The organism is Deltaproteobacteria bacterium (assembly GCA_016709225.1).
In the GTDB taxonomy this organism is placed as follows: Bacteria; Myxococcota_A; Polyangia; order Nannocystales; family Nannocystaceae; genus Xiheibacterium; species Xiheibacterium phototrophicum.
Genome location: JADJEE010000012.1, coordinates 2,284,938 through 2,302,163 on the forward strand (window position 1 = coordinate 2,284,938; position 17,226 = coordinate 2,302,163).

16 protein-coding genes are annotated in these 17,226 nt (G+C 70.8%); 8 read left to right on the plus strand and 8 right to left on the minus strand.

The window, feature by feature from the left end:
- Positions 1–85 precede the first annotated feature (85 nt).
- Positions 86–1,258, plus strand: a complete 1,173-nt coding sequence (locus IPH07_34465; protein ID MBK6922545.1) for a hypothetical protein — start codon at positions 86–88, stop codon at positions 1,256–1,258.
- Positions 1,259–1,334: 76 nt separating this feature from the next.
- Here IPH07_34465 and IPH07_34470 read toward each other — a convergent pair whose 3' ends face one another.
- From IPH07_34470 to IPH07_34485, 4 genes are read right to left on the minus strand one after another with little or no spacing between them, the layout of a single operon-like run.
- The gene (locus IPH07_34470; protein MBK6922546.1) at positions 1,335–2,426 is read right to left on the minus strand and encodes an efflux RND transporter periplasmic adaptor subunit; all 1,092 of its coding nucleotides are present in this window, start codon (positions 2,424–2,426) and stop codon (positions 1,335–1,337) included.
- On the minus strand, positions 2,423–3,124 hold the full coding sequence (locus IPH07_34475; protein ID MBK6922547.1) for an ABC transporter ATP-binding protein: 702 nt from the start codon (positions 3,122–3,124) through the stop codon (positions 2,423–2,425). Before IPH07_34475 ends, IPH07_34470 begins: the two co-directional genes overlap by 4 nt.
- Complete coding sequence (locus IPH07_34480) at positions 3,121–4,302, minus strand: FtsX-like permease family protein (GenBank protein ID MBK6922548.1); 1,182 nt, start codon at positions 4,300–4,302, stop codon at positions 3,121–3,123. The genes IPH07_34475 and IPH07_34480 overlap by 4 nt, the downstream gene beginning before the upstream one ends.
- The gene (locus IPH07_34485) at positions 4,299–5,588 is read right to left on the minus strand and encodes a TolC family protein (protein ID MBK6922549.1); all 1,290 of its coding nucleotides are present in this window, start codon (positions 5,586–5,588) and stop codon (positions 4,299–4,301) included. The genes IPH07_34480 and IPH07_34485 overlap by 4 nt, the downstream gene beginning before the upstream one ends.
- A gap of 140 nt (positions 5,589–5,728) precedes the next feature.
- Between IPH07_34485 and IPH07_34490 the strand changes: the two genes are divergently transcribed.
- From IPH07_34490 to IPH07_34505, 4 genes are all read left to right on the plus strand, one after another.
- Complete coding sequence (locus IPH07_34490) at positions 5,729–6,910, plus strand: sensor histidine kinase (GenBank protein ID MBK6922550.1); 1,182 nt, start codon at positions 5,729–5,731, stop codon at positions 6,908–6,910.
- A complete protein-coding gene (locus tag IPH07_34495) occupies positions 6,907–7,554 on the plus strand; it encodes a response regulator transcription factor (protein MBK6922551.1) in 648 nt (215 codons plus the stop codon). Before IPH07_34490 ends, IPH07_34495 begins: the two co-directional genes overlap by 4 nt.
- A gap of 48 nt (positions 7,555–7,602) precedes the next feature.
- Positions 7,603–8,307, plus strand: coding sequence for a hypothetical protein (locus IPH07_34500; protein ID MBK6922552.1), 705 nt, complete (start codon positions 7,603–7,605; stop codon positions 8,305–8,307).
- 312 nt (positions 8,308–8,619) lie between these two features.
- A complete protein-coding gene (locus tag IPH07_34505) occupies positions 8,620–8,967 on the plus strand; it encodes a hypothetical protein (protein ID MBK6922553.1) in 348 nt (115 codons plus the stop codon).
- A 36-nt stretch (positions 8,968–9,003) separates the two neighbouring features.
- Here IPH07_34505 and IPH07_34510 read toward each other — a convergent pair whose 3' ends face one another.
- Together IPH07_34510 and IPH07_34515 are read right to left on the minus strand one after the other, a co-directional pair.
- Positions 9,004–9,792 (minus strand): hypothetical protein, encoded by a 789-nt coding sequence (locus IPH07_34510; GenBank protein MBK6922554.1) that lies wholly within the window; start codon positions 9,790–9,792, stop codon positions 9,004–9,006.
- Positions 9,793–10,059: 267 nt separating this feature from the next.
- The gene (locus tag IPH07_34515) at positions 10,060–10,353 is read right to left on the minus strand and encodes a hypothetical protein (GenBank protein MBK6922555.1); all 294 of its coding nucleotides are present in this window, start codon (positions 10,351–10,353) and stop codon (positions 10,060–10,062) included.
- On the opposite strand from IPH07_34515, the gene IPH07_34520 reads away from it, so the two are divergent.
- Together IPH07_34520 and IPH07_34525 are read left to right on the plus strand one after the other, a co-directional pair.
- Complete coding sequence (locus IPH07_34520; GenBank protein MBK6922556.1) at positions 10,337–11,515, plus strand: hypothetical protein; 1,179 nt, start codon at positions 10,337–10,339, stop codon at positions 11,513–11,515. The genes IPH07_34515 and IPH07_34520 overlap by 17 nt on opposite strands.
- Before the next feature lie 109 nt (positions 11,516–11,624).
- Positions 11,625–12,650: an LLM class flavin-dependent oxidoreductase gene (locus IPH07_34525; protein MBK6922557.1), complete on the plus strand. Its 1,026-nt coding sequence runs from the start codon at positions 11,625–11,627 to the stop codon at positions 12,648–12,650.
- Between the two features lie 33 nt (positions 12,651–12,683).
- Here IPH07_34525 and IPH07_34530 read toward each other — a convergent pair whose 3' ends face one another.
- The gene (locus tag IPH07_34530; protein MBK6922558.1) at positions 12,684–14,282 is read right to left on the minus strand and encodes a hypothetical protein; all 1,599 of its coding nucleotides are present in this window, start codon (positions 14,280–14,282) and stop codon (positions 12,684–12,686) included.
- 163 nt (positions 14,283–14,445) lie between these two features.
- Between IPH07_34530 and IPH07_34535 the strand changes: the two genes are divergently transcribed.
- Positions 14,446–15,135, plus strand: a complete 690-nt coding sequence (locus IPH07_34535) for a hypothetical protein (GenBank protein MBK6922559.1) — start codon at positions 14,446–14,448, stop codon at positions 15,133–15,135.
- A 20-nt stretch (positions 15,136–15,155) separates the two neighbouring features.
- Here the strand turns inward: IPH07_34535 and IPH07_34540 are convergent, their stop codons facing one another.
- A complete protein-coding gene (locus IPH07_34540; GenBank protein ID MBK6922560.1) occupies positions 15,156–17,174 on the minus strand; it encodes a hypothetical protein in 2,019 nt (672 codons plus the stop codon).
- Positions 17,175–17,226: the final 52 nt, after the last annotated feature.

The window sequence follows — 17,226 nt, forward strand, 5'->3', positions numbered from 1 at the left end:
ACCACCGCTCGCGTGGCGTCGATGTCGTCACCCGGCGGCGAAGACGTCGTGACGCAGGTGGGCGCTCTCGAATACGATCGTCGACATGCGATCGTCGTCGATCACCCGCGGGTTGCTCGTACTTCTGCTCCTCGCGCCGTCGACCGCGTACGCAGTCGAGCCGTACTGCGTCGACAACCCCGCGGTCATCTACTGCAACGACTTCGAAGAGAGCTTGGACGGCATCGAGGCGCTGCCGCGCGCCACGCTCGTTTCGGCGCAGAGCGGTCCGACCTTCGAAGGCGACGGTGCTCTGCTCGCCGACTTCACACCGCCGTACGGCGCCGACGCGGAGTTCTCGGTGCGCTTCGCCGGTGCCGATCGGGTGTACGCGCGCTTCTACATGCGCTTCGACGATTCGTGGACCGAGCCGATGCACCACTTCTACGCGATCCACGGCGATCGCACCGACGACGAATGGTCGTGCCACGGCGACGCGGGCTGTCGCCCGAACGGTGTGCAGTGCCTCAGCGGCACGACCGTCGACACACGCGTCGTCACCGACGGCGAGCTACCCGGGCAGCCGTTCTTCTACACGTACCACCCGGCGATGAACTGCGATCCGGGCGACAGCTGCGCGAACTATGCCGACCCGCAGGCGATCTGCGACGGCTGTGCCGATCGCGGGCTGCCGTGCGAGATGGGCCTCGAGTGTTGCTGGGGCGAGAACCTCGACATCTCCGATCCCTCGGTCTCGCTCGTCGCCGACACCTGGTACGCGATCGAGACGATGGTCGCCGCGAACACGCCGGGCGTCGCCGACGGCGAGATGACGCTGTGGATCGACGGGGTGGAGATCGGGCATCACGACGGCATTCTCTGGCGCGAGGATCCGACCCTGCAGCTCAACCACTTCATCGTGTGGAACTACTACCCGGAGGCTGAGGTCGCGCATCGCATCTGGTTCGACGCGCTCGTGATCAGCACCGAGCCGATCGGTGTGCTCGGTGGGGGCGCGTCCGATACGAGCGGTAGTGGCGGCGGCACCAGCGATGGCATGACCACCGCGCCGGGCGAAGGGAGCGCGACCAGCTCGGCGACGACGTCACCGGACGGAGGCAGCGCGAGCACGACGACCCCGGGCGCGGGTACGGCGGGCGAGTCGACGGGCGCTGGGGAGAACGACGATGGCGCGAGCGGCTGCGGGTGCCGCAGCGCCGGCACGCCGACCGCGTTCGCGTGGCTGCTCGTGCTCGGCGTGCTGCGACGCCGGAGGTGATGTTGGGGGTGCGTCGTCGGGCCCGAGCCCGAACGGCCGGGGCAGCGGCGAGTGCCGAAACCAACGGACGCGCCACCTACTTCGCCGCGATGTAGACCATCCCCCGCTGCCCGACGACCAGCCCCGACGGCTCCGCGAGCGCCACCACCACCTCGAGGATCTTCGTGTCGTTGCGCTCCACGGGATCATCCGTCCGCAGGTTCTTGCGACCCATGCGTCGGCCGATCTCCACCACCTCACCGCCGAGATCGCGGCCCGGCATCGCGGGCACCCGCAGGATCGCGCGCGCCCCCAGCTCGATCCTCGCGACGTCGCGCTCGTCGACATCGACGCGCACATGCAAGGTCCGCGTGTCACCCATCACCATCAACGGCTCGGCGCCGCCGGGCTGGTAGTACTCGCCCTCGCGAAACTTGCTCTGCAGGAGTTCACCTGAAAGCGGCGCGTCGACGAAACGACTCGCCAAGGTCGCGGCGGCCTGATCGCGCCGGGCCTGCGCGGCGACGAGGCGCGCGCGGGCGGCTTGGATGTCCTCGCGTCGCGAGCCGCGGATGCTCGCGTCGCGTCGCGCCTCGCTCTGTCGCGCGGCGGCGGTGTCGACGTCGGCCTGCTTGCGCGCGCGCTCGAGCTCGTCGACGGTGGTGCCGCCCTTGGCGATCACGGACTCGAGTCGCGTGAGCACGCCGGCGGAGAGCTCGGCGCGGGCGCGGGCGGCCTCGGCCTCGGCCTCGGCGGCGCGGATGTCCTCGCGACGATTGCCGCGGAGTGTCCGGTCGAGCTCGGCCTGGGCGGCGAGCACCTCGGCCTGCGCGCCGGCGAGCGCCGCCTGCTCGACGCCGTGCTCGAGCTCGACCAATCGCGCGCCCGCCTCGACGAACTGGCCCTCCTTCGCGGCGATCGCCACGATGCGTCCACCGACGTCGCCGGCGACCTTCACCTCGCGACCGCTCGGCTCGACGACCCCGTTGCCGCCGACGAAGTTGCCCTCGGGCACGGCCATGCGCTCGTCGAGGCCGCCCTCGGGGATTGTCTCGCGCGCGGCGATCTCGACGTCGGCGGGGCGCGGATCGGTGGGCGACGGCGCGACGTAGGCGCGGGCCACGACGGCGACGAGGCCGATCGTGACCGCGGGGGCGACGACGGCGGTGAACCAGCGAAAGCGACTCACGGGGCTGCTCCTGTCTGTTCCTGCACGATGTGGCCGTCCTCGATGTGCACGATGCGATCGGCGAGGTGGAAGATGCGGTTGTCGTGGGTGACGACCACGACCGTGTCGCCACGCTCGCGGCTGACCTCGCGCAACAGCTCGGTGGCCTGCAGGCCGCTTGCGGCGTCGAGGGCTGCGGTCGGCTCGTCGGCGAGCACCAGCGGCGGATCTCCGGCGAGCGCGCGGGCGATCGCGACGCGCTGGCGCTGCCCGCCCGACAGCTCTGCGGGCCGCGCATGCAGCTTGGTGCCGAGCGACACCCGCTCGAGCAGTCGCTTGGCCTCGGCGTTCGCGTCGCCCACCGACCAGCCCTTCATCTTCAGGACCAAGGCGACGTTGTCGCGCGCGGTGAGGGCCGGCAGCAGGTTGTGGCCCTGGAAGATGAAGCCGATCGTGGCCATGCGCACCGCGGGCAGCTTGCGCTCGGGCAAGCCACTGACGCGCGCGCCGAAGAGCGACAGCTCGCCTTGCGTGCTGCTGAGCACGCAGCCGAGGATCGATAGCAGCGTGGTCTTGCCGCTGCCCGAGGGCCCCGCGAGCATCACGAACTCGCCGCGGCGCACCTGCAGATCGACGCCAGCCAGCGCCTGGAATGCCAGCGCGCCGGAGCCGAAGGTCTTGGCGATGCCGCGGGCATCGATCGCGAGCTCGGCGCTCATCGGAACACCATCCCCGGCTCGAGGCCGCGTACGCGCAGCAGCGCCAGCCCCGAGGCGAGCATGCACAGCACGATCATCGCGGCGGGGGCCAGCAGGTACAGCTCGGGCACGATGATCGGCACCAGCTGCGGGCTACGGATGCCCTCGGACATGCCGGTGACCAGCGCCATGCCGAGCAGCGATCCGAACACGGCGTAGCCGATCGACTGCGCGAGCAACAGCTTGGTCAGATCGAAGTTCGTGCAGCCGATCGCCTTGAGCGTCCCGAACTCGCGGATGTGGTCGAGCACCGACGAGAACATCGACAGCGCCACGATCGCGAAGCCGACCAGCAAGCCGAACGCGGTCGAGGTGCCGAACGACACGCCCAGCTGATCGGCGATCAGGCGCCCGACGATCGAGTCGTGGAACTGCGCGCCCGTCATGACCTTGGTCTCGGGCAGCGCGGCGGCGAGTCGGGCGGCGACCTCCTCGGGATCAACGCCCGCATCGACGCGCACGAGCACGAACGTGTGCTGGTCCGCGGGCGCGCGCACGAGCTCGCGCACCAGCTCGATGTCGCCGAAGGCGTACGGCGGCCCGAACGGCAGCAATCCCCACGTGAAGCCACCGACGGTCACCAGCCGGCCGTTGAGCTCGCGGCGGCTGCCGAGGTTGAGCGCGCCGAGCTTGTCGCGCTCGGCGTCCTCGAAGATCACGGTGTCGGGCCGCGCGAGGACGTCGGGATCGCCGGCGACCATCGCCCACGGTCCGCCCAGCCGCAGCGGCGCCGCGGTGCCGATGAGCGTGACCGGCTCGGAGGCGCCCAGCGGCGTCTTGATGACGGCGCCGGCGTAGACCAACGGCTCCGCGATCGCGACGCCCGGGGTCGTGCGCGCGCGCATGAGCACCGCGTCCGACAGCGGCGCGCCGGGCTGCAGCTGCTCGGTACCCGCCGGGGTGATCCACACGTCGGCGCCGGCGTGGTCGACGAACATCGTGTTCTTGTCGAGCAGGCCGAACAGGATGCTGAGCTGCTGCAGCGACAGCACCACCGCGAACACGACGCCGACGAGCGTGCCGGCGAGCTTGGGCTTGTCGTAGATCATCATCTCGACGCCGAGCGCGGCCATGGCCCGCGCGCGGTAGCCGAACCACGCGCGACGAGGTCGTCGTGGCGATGTGGGGTTCGGCGTCATCGCAGATCCTCCACCCCGCGGCCCGCGGCGAGCCGCAGCTGCGCGCGCGCGTACGACAACTCGCTGGTCGCCTGGATGCGGCTCGCCTCGGCGACGAAGCCATCGCGCAACGCCTGCACCACCTCGAGCTGCGTCGCGGTGCCGCCCTCGTAGCGGGCCTGCGCCACCGCGATCGCGGCCTGGCTCGCCTCGGCCTCGGACGCCGCGGCGACGGCCCGCACGCGCAGCGACTCGACGCGATCGTGGGCGTCCTCGATCTCGAGTCGCTTGCTGCGCTTCGCGAGATCGAAGCGGGCCTCGCTCGCCGCCACGTTCGCCCGCTCGGCGCGGGCGCGGTGGATCGCCTGCACGTCGAAGCGCGCGGTCAGGGTCACGCCGACCGCCCACTGCGCGGGCTGGCCGAAGCCGGCGGCGTTGGTCAGCCGCTCGGTGGCGCGGGCCGACAAGAGCGGCAGGAACACCGAGCGTCGCGCGCGGAGGTTGGCCTCGGCCGCCCGGATCTTCGTCCGCGCCGACGCGACCTCGTCGGTGCCCTCGAGGCCGTCGAGCCACGTCGGCAGCGCGGCCTCGGCCCGGAGATCCGCGGGCGGCGCGGGGATCGGATCGGCCACGGCGATTCCGGTGATCGCCTCGAGTTCACGCGCGGCGCTCCGCTTGCGAAGCGACGCCTCGGCGATCGCCTGCTCGGCCGCCGCGACCTGGGCGGTCGCGCGGCGCACGTCGAGATCGGACGCCAGCCCGCCCGACTCGCGGGCGCGCACCACCTCGAGGTTCGCCCGCGCCGCCTCGAGGCCACCCTCGGCCGATCGCGAGAGCGCCTCGTAGGCGAGGAGGTTGGTGTAGGCCGCGACGATCCGGTCGTCGAGATCGACGAGCGCGACGGTGCGATCGCGAACCGCAGCCTGCTCGCTGGCGCGGGCCGACTGGGTCCGACGGATCGCCGCGAGATCGAGCAGCGGCACCGTCAGCGTCACCGAGGCGTCGAGCTGGTTGCGCGGGGTGAACGTCGCCTCGTCGAAGCCACCGGCCGCGTTGGGGATCCGCGCGACGATGTCGAACTGATTGCGCGTGTAGCCGGCCGAGGCCTCGAGCGCGGGGAACAGCCGCGCCCGCTCGGCGCGGGTCTCGGCCTTGCGCGCCGTGACGGTGGCCGCGGTCTCGCGCGCCTCGGCGGCATGGCTGCGCCCAGCCTCGAGGTAGCGCGCCAGCGGCTCGAGCGCGGCGGCGGCGGTGGGGGTGCACGCGAGTGCGCACGCGATCGCGATCGACGGAATCCTACGGCCCATGCTCGTGCCAGCGGTCTACGGCACGCCTCCGGGATCGTCGAGGTGCGCCGAGGTCACGATTGTGGCCCGCGCGACCGCAGCGAGCATGACCTTTGGCCGGTGTGGCGGCGCTGCGGGAGGCCGCTAGACTCGTCGCCGACGTGGCGACGAGCGCGATCGAGGACGGCGACGTCGAGGCCAAGTTGCGGGTGCAGATCCGCTTCTGGGCGAAGGTCGCGAGCACGGTCGTGCTGGCGTCGAACGTGACGCTCGCGCTGTGGCCCGGCGAGCCCTTTCGCTGGACGATCGTGGGCCTCGATTGCGTCTGGGCCATCGCGCTCGTGCTCGGCGCATCGCGGCCCCGCTGGTTGGCGGTGTCGGTCATCGCCGCGGTGATCGAGCTGTCGTTCTATGGCTGGGCCGCGGCCGGAGCGTTCATCGTGCTGGTCGCCGCGCTCGCGATGCGACTGCCGGCCGCCCGCGCGGGGGCGTCGACGTTGGGCATGTGGGGCGCCGCGGCGCTCGGGATCCTGTGGCTGGGCGACGGCCATCCACCGGAGTACGTCATGCAGCCGCGGGAGCTCATGTTCGCGGCCTGCAACATGTTCGTGCTCGGTGCCTTGATGCGCAGCTCGCTGCTGTCGCGGTTCCGTGCGGAGTCGCTGGCGTCGCAGCTCCACGCCGCGCACGACATGCTGCGCCGCGACCTCGCGACCACCGAGGCGCTCGCCGCCGCGCAGGAGCGCACGCGGATCGCCCACGAGCTCCACGACAGCCTCGGGCACTCGCTGGCCACGGCGCACGTGCACACCCAGCTCGCGCGTCGGCTCGCGCAGCAGTCGTGCGAGCCCGCCGACCCCGCTCACCCGGCCCTGCTGCAGGCGATCGATCAGGTCGGCGAGTCGACCCGGCGGGCGATGCACGAGCTGCGCGATGCGGTCTCACTGCTACGCCATCGCTCGGACGTCGCGACGCTGGGCACGCGGATCCGGGCGCTGCTGGCCCGCCTGCCGGAGGCCGTGCTCGCCCACGAGGTCGCCATCGTGGGCGACGAGCGAGCGCTGGCCCCGGCGACCGAGTTCGCGATCTATCGCGCGCTGCAGGAGGCGATGACCAACGTCGTCAAGCACGCGCGCGCCCGCGCGGTGTCGGTGCGGCTCGAGTACACGGCGTCGTGGGTGCGACTCGAGGTCGTCGACGACGGTGCCGGCACCGACGAGCTGCGCCCCGGCTTCGGCCTGCGCGGCATCGCCGAGCGCCTGAAGTCGGTCGGGGGTCGTCTCGACGTGTCGTCGGCGGCGGGCAAGGGGTTGCGTCTGCGGGTCGAGGTCGACGCGGCATGATCCCGCGCGTGCTCGTGGTCGACGATCAGGCGCTCTTCCGCCAGGGGCTGTGCAGCTTGCTGGCGGGCGACGGCACGCTTCAGATCGTCGGCCAGGCTGGCAACGGCCTCGAGTGCCTGCGACAGGTCGCGCTGCTGCAGCCCGACGTGGTCCTGCTCGATCTGCGCATGCCCGAGCTCGACGGCGTGCAGACGATCCGGCGGCTCCGCGAGGCGGGCAGCGATGTGCGCATCGTCGTGCTCACCACCTTCGACGACGACCAGCTGGTGTTCGAAGCGCTGCGCGAGGGTGCGCTCGCGTTCCTGCTCAAGGACGCGGATGCCGAGGAGATCGCCGATGCGATCCGTGAGGCCGCCGAGGGTCGCGGGCGTCTGGCATCCGCGGTGACGCACAAGGTCGTCACCGAGTTCGCCCGCATGGCGCGGCGGCTCGGGGACACGCCGACCGACACCGCCGGGTTGTCGCGCCGCGAGATCGAGGTACTGAAGCTGCTCGCCCGCGGCGCGACCAACAAGGAGATCGCGAGCACGCTGCACATCGCCGAGGGCACCGTGAAGAACCACCTCACCAACATCTTCACCAAGCTCGACGTGAACGATCGGACCCGCGCTGCGCTCCGGGCCCGCGAGCTCGGGTTGCTGTGAGGGTCGGCGGTCGGCGCAGCCCGACCACAATCGGTGTACGCTGGACGCATGACGCAGGCCGTCGGCCCGATCCTCCGTGCGGTCCTGGGCGTTGCTTCGAGCCTGTCGCTCGCCTGCGATCCGGCGACCCCCACGGTCCCACCGACGTCTTCGTCGGCGACGAACATCGCCCCGCAGGCTGCGGGCGTGCAGGCGACATCGGCATCGCCGTGTGCGGGCAAGCGAGCGTCGCCGCTACTGCTCCAAGTCGATGCGACCCAGCAGTCGTCGATCGCGCAGGCGATGTCGCGAGACCTCGCCGTGGTGGCGTTCGACTGCACATCGATCACGGTCCTCGAGTCGTGCCGTCTCGAGGGGCGCTATCGATTCGTGGCGGGCCGCCGCGACGAGATCCAACGCCGCGTGTCGTCGGCCGAGGATGCGGCCGCGTCGCTGTGGGGGGCGGCCACGCCACCGCTCACCCTCGAGCCCGGCGAGACGCTCGAGCTGCGCGCCATCGCCATCGGTCAGCAACGGGCCGATGTCGCCGGCGCGAGCGCGAAGCTTCTCGCGGGAGACTGCGCCAAGGCGACGCACTTCATCCGGAGCGCGCGCATCGGTGCCTACGAACTGACGGGCAGGGTGGGCACGACCAAGCACGAGTCCAAGTCGGGCGATCTGACCACCTGCCCCGGCGACGGCGTGCGCACGCGGCTCCCGCCACCGCAGTGCAGCGGGCCGCTGCAACTCGAGCTGGTTCCAATCGGTCCATGACGGCCTCCGGACCGGTCGGGGGACACCGGGCCACGACCGGTTCCCGCGCGAGCCCTAGAGAGACGAACCGCAGATGTTGGACGTGGCGCGGGCGTGACGGGCTCTACGGGCGGGTGTCGCCCTCGTCGCGAGCGGGAGGGCGCGTCTCGTTCTACGATTGCGTCGGCCTTGTTCTGCGCCCGCTCGACGTCGTGTCTGTTCGCGCTCTGCCTTCTGCTCGGCCTGCCCTGCGGCTGCGCAGGACGAACGATCCGCGGTCAGCCGGATGCATGGTATGCACCGCCTGCGTCGTGGGACTGGCCGCGAGACCGCGTGCCCGACGAACAGTTCCGCGTCGTCACGTCCGCAGGACGGGCCGCGGCCGAGGCCTCGCTCTCGACCCGCGCTTGGGTGCCGCTCGATGAGGTGCCCGGTCTCGCGATCGAGACCGAGGGTCTCGTCGTTCCTGCGGGAGGCCGCGTCTACCTGGTGCGCGGCGTGATGCTCGAAGGCACCGACGGCACCGGCCGATTCTCCATCGAGCAGGCCGACGACGGCACTACGGCCGTGAACTGGGGCTGCCTCGGCGCCGGCGCGGCGCGGCAGGTGCGACGACCACTGATCGTCGCGCTGCCTCGAGCGCCACGAGACCTGGTCGTCGCCGTCTCGATGGCGCGCTGACGCCCGAGTCCCTCGTCGTGCACGGCACCGCCTCGATCAGCGCGGCTCGAGGATGTCGCGGTGCTCGGCGCTCATGCTGCCGAAGTGCACGTTGCCCCTGATCTCGGCCACGCTGGGGAACACCTCGGTCTGCATGCAGTGCACCGCCTTGCCCCACCGGCTCCACCCATTGCCGGGCGGCTCGTCGACGATCGGCGTGAGCCCGTGGTGACGCACGAACTGGGTCAGCATCTCGCCCCAGACCTGCTTCACGACGGCAGGGATGCTGCCCATTGCGATCTCGGAGCCGGCGACCACCTGGCTGGAGAAGCGCTCGATGGCGACGGTCTCGAACACACAGCGATCGTCGCGGTAGCCGAACGAGCTGCCCACGTCGAAGCGAAACGCGCGACGACCGGCGAGGAAATGACACTGGTTGTAGTAGACCGCGATGTCGGCCAGCTTGCGAGCGATGACCGCGACCAGCAGGCCACCGCCGGGCACCAGCGCCGCGAGGATGCTCGCGAGCGCACCAGCGGCCTGGCGGATCTGCTTGTCGTTGTCGTCTTCGAACTCGCGCTTGAGCGTCTGCACGGTGAAGCCGGTGCCATGCTTGGTCACGAGCCCGACGCAGTCGGTGTGCAGGTCGGGCATCATCCAGTCGCGCACGCGTTCGGGCACTGGCACCGGGATCGGAATGCCAGCGACCGGGATCGTCACATAGACGTTGAACGGCCTGATGCGCGCGACGCCGCGGAATCGCAGCGTACCGCTGCCGTTCCAGGTTCGATCGCTCCACTGCACCGAGGCGGTGTTGGCCGCCATGTAGCGCGGCATGTTGGCCATCAGGGAACCGCCGATGGCTGCGATTTGGCTCCGGTCACGCGGCGGCCTCACGCAGATGCGGAACCGGTTCATGTGTACATTGCCGTAGCCGTTGTGGATGGAGATGGATGTGAAGTCGCTCATGGTCGTCGGGGAGGGGGACCCGATCCCAGCGACTGCGAATCGCCGGACTCGAGAGAGCTACGCCCGAGCGCGCGCCGTGCTTCACGTGATCGGGTCGGCGCCGGCGGCGACACGATCACGTGAACCGAGCGGGGGTCGTGGGCATCACTGGAAAGCTGTCATGGCAGGCCAGGACTCGCGGTGAGCCGTCTCGGCGGCCTCGCGCGACTTCCCCTGCGACACGATGCGCCACCGCTCCCCCGCGATCCACCACGTCACCGTCGCGCTTGCCCTCGCCGCCTGCGGTCGCGACGACGCCCACGATGCCGACACGAGCACCGAGTCCTCCACCGGCTCGGCATCGACGGCTTCGACGAGCGTCTCCGCCACCGCAGATGCCACCGGCATCACGACCGACAGCTCGGCCGAAGCGAGCTCGGGCGTGACCGCCTCGACCACCGACGCGGGCGATGACACCACCACCACCGGCGAACCCGTCGGCCCTGGCGGCTGCGCTGGCGAGGGCGCGCCGCTCACCGATCTCGAGCGCGACATCGCGGAGCTCCCCGCCGACACCTGGTGGTCTGCGCCCGACACGAAGATGCGTGCGGTGTGCTCCGACGATCTGAGCGAGTACATGTGTGCATCCGTCATCGCGGCGTGGAGCGGCGGCGCGTGGGATCCCGTGCATCGGCAGATGCTGATCTTCGGCGGCGGCCACACCGACTCGGGGGACAACGCGCTCTACGCCTTCGACCTGGGCACGCTCGCGTGGTCGCGACTCACCGAGCACTCGTCGGTCGATCTGAAGGACGCGGATCCCCTGCCCGATGGGCAACCCGCGTCGCGCCACACCTACGACGGGCTGCAGTACCTCACGGGCGCGCAGCGCCTGTTCGCGTGGGGCGGATCGCAGTGGGAGAACGGCGGCATCACGAACATCACGTGGACGTTCGATCACGCCTCGGGCTGGCACGACACCGGCGTGCAACCGCCGATGCCGTTCACCTACGCCCACGGCACGGCCTACGACGCCGCCAGCGATCGCGTGATCATGCACCACGACTACGGCCTGCACGCCTTCGACCCCGCGAGCAACACATGGACCAAGCTCGAGGACTACGGCACGCCGCCCTACTGGCCGCGCTATTCGATCTCGGGTGACTACCGCGGCGTCGTCGACAGCTCGCGCGGGCTGGTGTGGTTCCTCGGTGCGCGGCTCTACCTGGTCTACGATCTCGCCACCGGTGAGCACGTCACTGACGACTGGATCACGCAGGGCGGCGGCGCGTTCACCAACGCCGATGCGGTCGCCGGTCACCCCGAGCAGGTGATCCAGACCGGCGGCGCCGTCGTGATCGAGGCCGCAGGGCCCGGCGTCGACTACGATCCCGCGGGCGACGCCCTGGTCGCGTGGGCCGGCGGTGCGCCGTGGCGCCTCGATCTCGCGAGTAAGACGTGGAGCGAGCTCTCGGCCGAGGGCGCCCCCGCAGCACCGCAATCATCGGGCGGCACGTACGGTCGCTGGCGCTACGTCCCCCGCGTCAACGCGTTCATCCTCGTCAACGACGTCGACCAGGACGTGGTGTTCTACAAGCACACCGCCGGCTGCGGTCCGTGATCCCGCGGGCGACCACCAACCGGTGCCGCGCAGGTCGTGGGTGTGGTGGAACCGCTGCGCGCGCGGGTAACCTGGGCGTCGCGGTCGGCGTCCGATCGCCTGCACCGTCATGTCGTCGCTCGCCATCCCGCTGTCCATCCTCGATCTCGCGCCGATCCGCGAGGGCGGCACCGTCGCCGATGCGCTGCACGAGAGCCTCGCGCTCGCCCGCGCCGCCGAGCGCCTGGGCTACCGGCGCCACTGGGTCGCGGAGCACCACGGCATGCCTGGCATCGCGAGCGCGGCGACGGCGGTCGTGATGGCCCACCTCGCGGCGGGCACGTCGACGATTCGCATCGGGGCCGGCGGCATCATGCTGCCGAATCACGCGCCGCTGGTGATCGCCGAGCAGTTCGGCACGCTCGCGGCGCTGCACCCTGGCCGCATCGACCTCGGCCTGGGGCGTGCGCCGGGCAGCGACGGGCGCACCGCTCGCGCGCTGCGTCGCGACCCCGCGCGCGCCGACGCGTTCGCCGATGACGTGCGCGAGCTGCAGCAGCTACTGGCGCGACCGAGCCCCACGCAAGCGATCGTCGCGACCCCGGGCGCCGGCAGCGACGTGCCGCTGTGGATCCTCGGCTCGAGTTTGTTCGGGGCCCAGCTCGCGGCCGCCTACGGGCTGCCGTTCGCGTTCGCCTCGCACTTCGCACCCGACGCCTTGATGGATGCGCTCGCGATCTACCGCCGTCGCTTCGTGCCCTCGGCGCAGCTCGAGCAGCCCTACGCCATGCTCGGCCTCAACGTCCTCGCCGCCGAGACCGACGCGGCCGCGCGCCGCTCGTTCACGACCGTGCAGCAGGCCTTCGCCAACCTCGTGCGCGGCCAACCCGGCAAGTTCCGACCGCCCGTCGCCGACATCGAGGGCCACTGGTCCGCGGCCGAGAAGCAGCATGCCGAGCACATGCTGCGTCACGCCGTCGTCGGCTCACCCAGCACCGTGCGCGATGGCCTCGCACGCTTCGTCGAGCAGACCCGCGCCAACGAGCTGATCATCACGACCACGACCTGGGATCCCGCGCAGCGTCTCGCGTCGTACGCGATCGTGGCGGAGCTCGCCGGACTCGAGGGCGCCGCCGCACTGCCGCCCGCATCGTGAGCGACCCCACCCAGGCGCGAGCTCGCCCCCGTCCTACTGCTCGAGCACGGCGGCCGCGAGCTCGATCTGCTCGTCGGTGAGGTGCCGGAAGCGGGCCGGCGGCATGAGCAGCGCCGAGTCCTTCGGGGCCCGGAGCCGATCGGCCGCGAGCTGCTTCTCGGCCGCCGACATCTGATCGAGGGTCTCGACGTTGAAGCGCGCGCGCGTGAGCGACTGATCGAGCCGCGAGTTGTGGCACTGGATGCACATCTGCGTGAGGATCTCCTCGCCGGTCGCGTCGGGCCGCGGCGTGATCGTCATGTCGGGCAGCGCTGCGTCGAGGAACACGTCGCTGATGTCGGGCAGCTGATCGGGCGAGGTGACGCCGTTGCGCACGTCGAGGTACGCGTCGGTCATGTCGGCGACCTTCTGCGCATCGGTCACGCGGAAGTCGTGATACGGCGGCGGGATCGCGCTGCCGCCGAGGTAGGCGGCATAGAGACCATCCCAGGTGTTGCTCTGGCCCGGCGGCACGTTCACGCCCGGCTGCATCGGGTTCGAGGCGGTGACCTCGTTGTTGATCATGTCGGTGATGAACTGATTGGGCTGCGCGATGAAGCCGTTGTTCTCGACGAAGTTCTCGAGCGCCGGTGGGCCGGCGAAGGTGCCCTGCGGGGCGCGGCAGCCGCTGGCGTAGTTGAGCGCGGGGATGCCGGCGTAGTCCTCACCGGAGTGCGCAGCGCGGAAGTCCGCGCACAGGAAGACGTTGCCCTGGGGCTCGTCGAACAACCAGTGCGTCCACGGGAACTGCAGCTCCTGCATGCGCAGGATCGATGCCGTGCCGGGACCATCGGGCTCGTGGCATTGCTTGCAATCGAAGATGGTGTTGGCGATGTCGACGTCCTCGTAGAGCGTGTACTTGGTGTAGTCGCTCTCGATCGCGGGCGTGAAGAGATCACCGGGTGAGCAGCCGCCGGGCTGGTCGTTGCAGGCCTGCTCGAACTTGAAGAGGAAGAAGCGCAGCTGATCGTTCGCGGTGGTGTCCTTGGCGACCAGCTCGACGAACTGCTCGCCGCGCGTGAAGCCGAGCGCGGCGTAGTGATCGTTGGGCAGCAGGTTGCCCTGGCGCGGCTGGCCGCCGCGCGGTCGGGTGAACATGATGGCGCGGGGATTGATCGGCGAGACCAGCCGCATCACCAGCGACGACGAGTGCGAGCTGAGCGCGAACGACGTGGTCGTCGGATCGGTCATGTCGAGACCAATGAAGTTCTGCAGCTCCACGAGGCTCGCGATCGTCGGCTGATCGTCGGTGGCGCAGAACGCCTGCGAGATCGGGTCGCCGTGCCCGCGGGCACACAGCGCATCGTGCTGGTCCTCGCCGTCGGGCAGACCATCGAAGGGATCGGTCGGATAGTCGTCGCCGCCACCGCCGGTGCTCTCCTCGCCGCCACCGCCCGAGCTCGAGTCGCCGCCGCCCTGCGTGGTGCCGGGGCCTCCACCGCTGCCGCTGCTGCCGTCGCTGCCCATGCCCACCGTTGCCGAGGGCAAGGTATCGCCCTCGCTGCCGCTGCTGCCGTCGGCGCCCATCGGGCTCGCACCCGCGTAGCAACCCGCCAGACATGAACCAATCCACAACCACGCTGAGCGTCGCATCGTCGCATCCCCCACGCAGGTCTTCACCCGCGTTGCCGTCGGTAACTCGGCGCCCGCGCGGATTACAGCTGGGGTGCGCAGCGCGTCGGTCTACGCACCGAGGTGCAGCACCCCGCAAAGAAGTCAGAGGCGGGCAAGGGGTGCTGCTACGCTCGCGACCTTCATGCTCCGCACGCTGACGCTGTCCCTCGTCGCTCTCACGGCATGTGCGAAGACCTCGACGCCGGGCTCCGACGGCGATGCGCCGACGCCGCCCGCCAAGCCGACCGATCGCGACAGCCCCGAGCCCGAGCTGCCGGCACCGCTGCCGCGCGATGATCGAGCCGCCGTCGCGGAGGCGCTGCGGCCCCACGGCGTCACGCTCGACGACAGCGACTGCATCGCGTGGCCGCCGAGCTTCCCCCGCGTGGTCGTGATCGGCTCGTTCGCCAACGATCGCGGCTGCCAGCACAGCGGCACGCTGGTGGACCGGCAGTGGTCCACCGACGAGGCCTCGGTCGCGGGCCTCGCGACCCGTGGCTTCGCGTCGGCGAGTCTCGACGACAAGCACACCATCGCCCGCGCGTGGGTCGACGAGGTCAACCACGCCTTCGGCCACGACTTCGTCACGGCCAGCGAGCCGGCGTTCTCACAGCCTGGCAGCCCCGCGTTCACGCCCGTGCACGTGCGCGACGACAAGCTCGCGGGCGTCGTCATCGAGGGCTGGGTTCGCCTGCCGTCCGGCATGGTCGACGAGACCGCGTACGCGTTCGAGAAGCACCGGATCACACGCGACGGCGCGCACAGCCATGAGTCCGATCGGCGCTTCGCGGTCGACGGCGCGGTGCTGCGCGGCGAGACGACGAAGCCGTAGCGGCACTGCGCCGGTCGGCTTCAGAAGCGCGCCGAGATCACCGAGTTCCCGCCGTCGCGCACGACCTCGTCGGCGTGGATCGTGATCAACGCGGTCCCCGGTGCCAACCCGAGCTTGCTGCTCAGATCGATCTCCGGCAGGGTGCTCTGAGCGAAGCCGTCGGTCCCCAGCTGACCGAGCAGACCCACCACCAGCTGCGCCTCGAGCAGCTCGGTGAGCGACTCCTCCATGCCGATGTGCGCGTCGTCGGCGGTGAGCTCGGTCTGCACCAGCTCGACCTCGCCGAGATCGATCGAGACGCCGGTCTCACCCGCGTTCAGGCTCATCTCCACCACCAGTGTGGTGAATGCGGTGAACTCGACGGGGTTGCCGTTGCTGGTGAAGCTGGCATCGATGCGGATGTCGCCGATCGTCGCCAGCAGCTTTCCGCCGGGTCCACAGTCGGAGATCGTCGGCGCGAGCATGCCGCTGACGTCGACCTTCAGGTCCTCCAGCAGCCCGCCGCCGGCGCCATCGCCAAGCGGGAACTCGAGCAGGCCGCCGCGCCAGCCCGCGAACAGCAGCTGGTTGAGCGTGTCGTCGGCGAGCACGATCTCGAGCGGCGCGCTGCGAGGCATCGAGAGCGCCTGCGGGCCGGCCCCGCAGCCGTCGCGATTGGGCACGCCGTCGTTCTCGTAGGGCGTGACGGCGAGCGTCGGGTAGCCACCGGCACGCAACACCACCGCACCGCCCTGCGGTGGCGAGGGCTCGGGGGGCGCGACGCCGTCGTGGAAGTCGGTGCTGGCGAAGTCGGCCACCAGCTCGACCGGGATCGACTTGCGCGCGTTGCCGAGGTTGGGAAAGTCGAAGGTCGTCGCCAGCGAGAGGTCCGACAGGCCACCGGCGAGCGCGGGGCCGAGGTTCGACTCGATCTGGTCCTCGAGTGCGCCCTCGAGGCTCGAGACCAGCGAGTCGTGGATGAAGATCTCGACCACCGACAGCAGGAAGTTGGTCCAGCCGTTGTTGGACCAGATGTCGACGTCGTCGGGATCGACCGTCGCGTCGACACCCGAGAGCGTCGCGACCAGGTGGTGCTCGGCGTCGACGTCGATCGAGAGCAGGCCGTCGACCTGCACCGCGGATACGCTCACGCCGCCGGTGCCGTCGCCACCGGCGAGCTCGCAACCGAAGTTGGTGCAGTCGAAGACGAGGTCGCCGACGATGTCCTGGATCGCCGCGCCGATGTGGATGCCACCGTCGGCGCCCTGCAACGAGACCTCGGCGCTGCCGAGATCGAGCGAGCTGAGGTAGACGTCGAAGCCCGCACTGCTGGTGATCGGCGTGGTTGGATCGGCGAACTGGTTGGTGTCGAACGACGCCAACGCGAGCTCGAGCGCGGTCGCGAGATCGTCGAGCGGCAGCGCGTGGTCGCCGTCATCGAGCGACTCCTGACCGAGCCAGAAGCCGAGCCCCTCGGGTACGGGTTGGTCGCCCGCGGTCATCGGCTCGCGGAAGCCGGTCGACCACAGGAACGACTGCACGCGACGGCGCGCGTTGCCGGCGCTATCGGTGGCCTCGAACACCAGGAGGTTGCCGCCGACCACCGCATCGACGGTGTGGCTGAAGCTGCCATCGGGCGCGACCTCGACCGGCTCGCCACCGAGCGTCAGGGAGGTGATGTCACCCAGGCCGCTGTGGACGTTTCCGGTCACCGTGACGCTCGACGACCCGACCGCGCCGGTCACGGTCGCGGCGCGGGGCGGGTACTCGACGTCGATCGCGGGGCGGCAGGCGTTGTCGACCAGCGGTGCGTGGGTGCAGGTATCGCCGTCACACTGATCGATCGTGCACGGATCGCCGTCGTCGCAGGTGGCCATGCAATCGCCCGCGGTCCCGTCGGCCTCGGCCGCGGTCGCACTGACCGTATTGCCGCCGCCGCTGCTGTCGCCCGCACTGCCACCGCCGTCGGCATGGCTGGTGTCGTGGCGGCAGGCACCGCACACCAACGAGGCGACCAGCGCGCCCATGCTCGGAAACCAACCCGCCGCCCGTCCACGCATCGCGATCCACCGTAGCACGCTCGACGCGCGCCATCGACCGCCAGGATTTGGT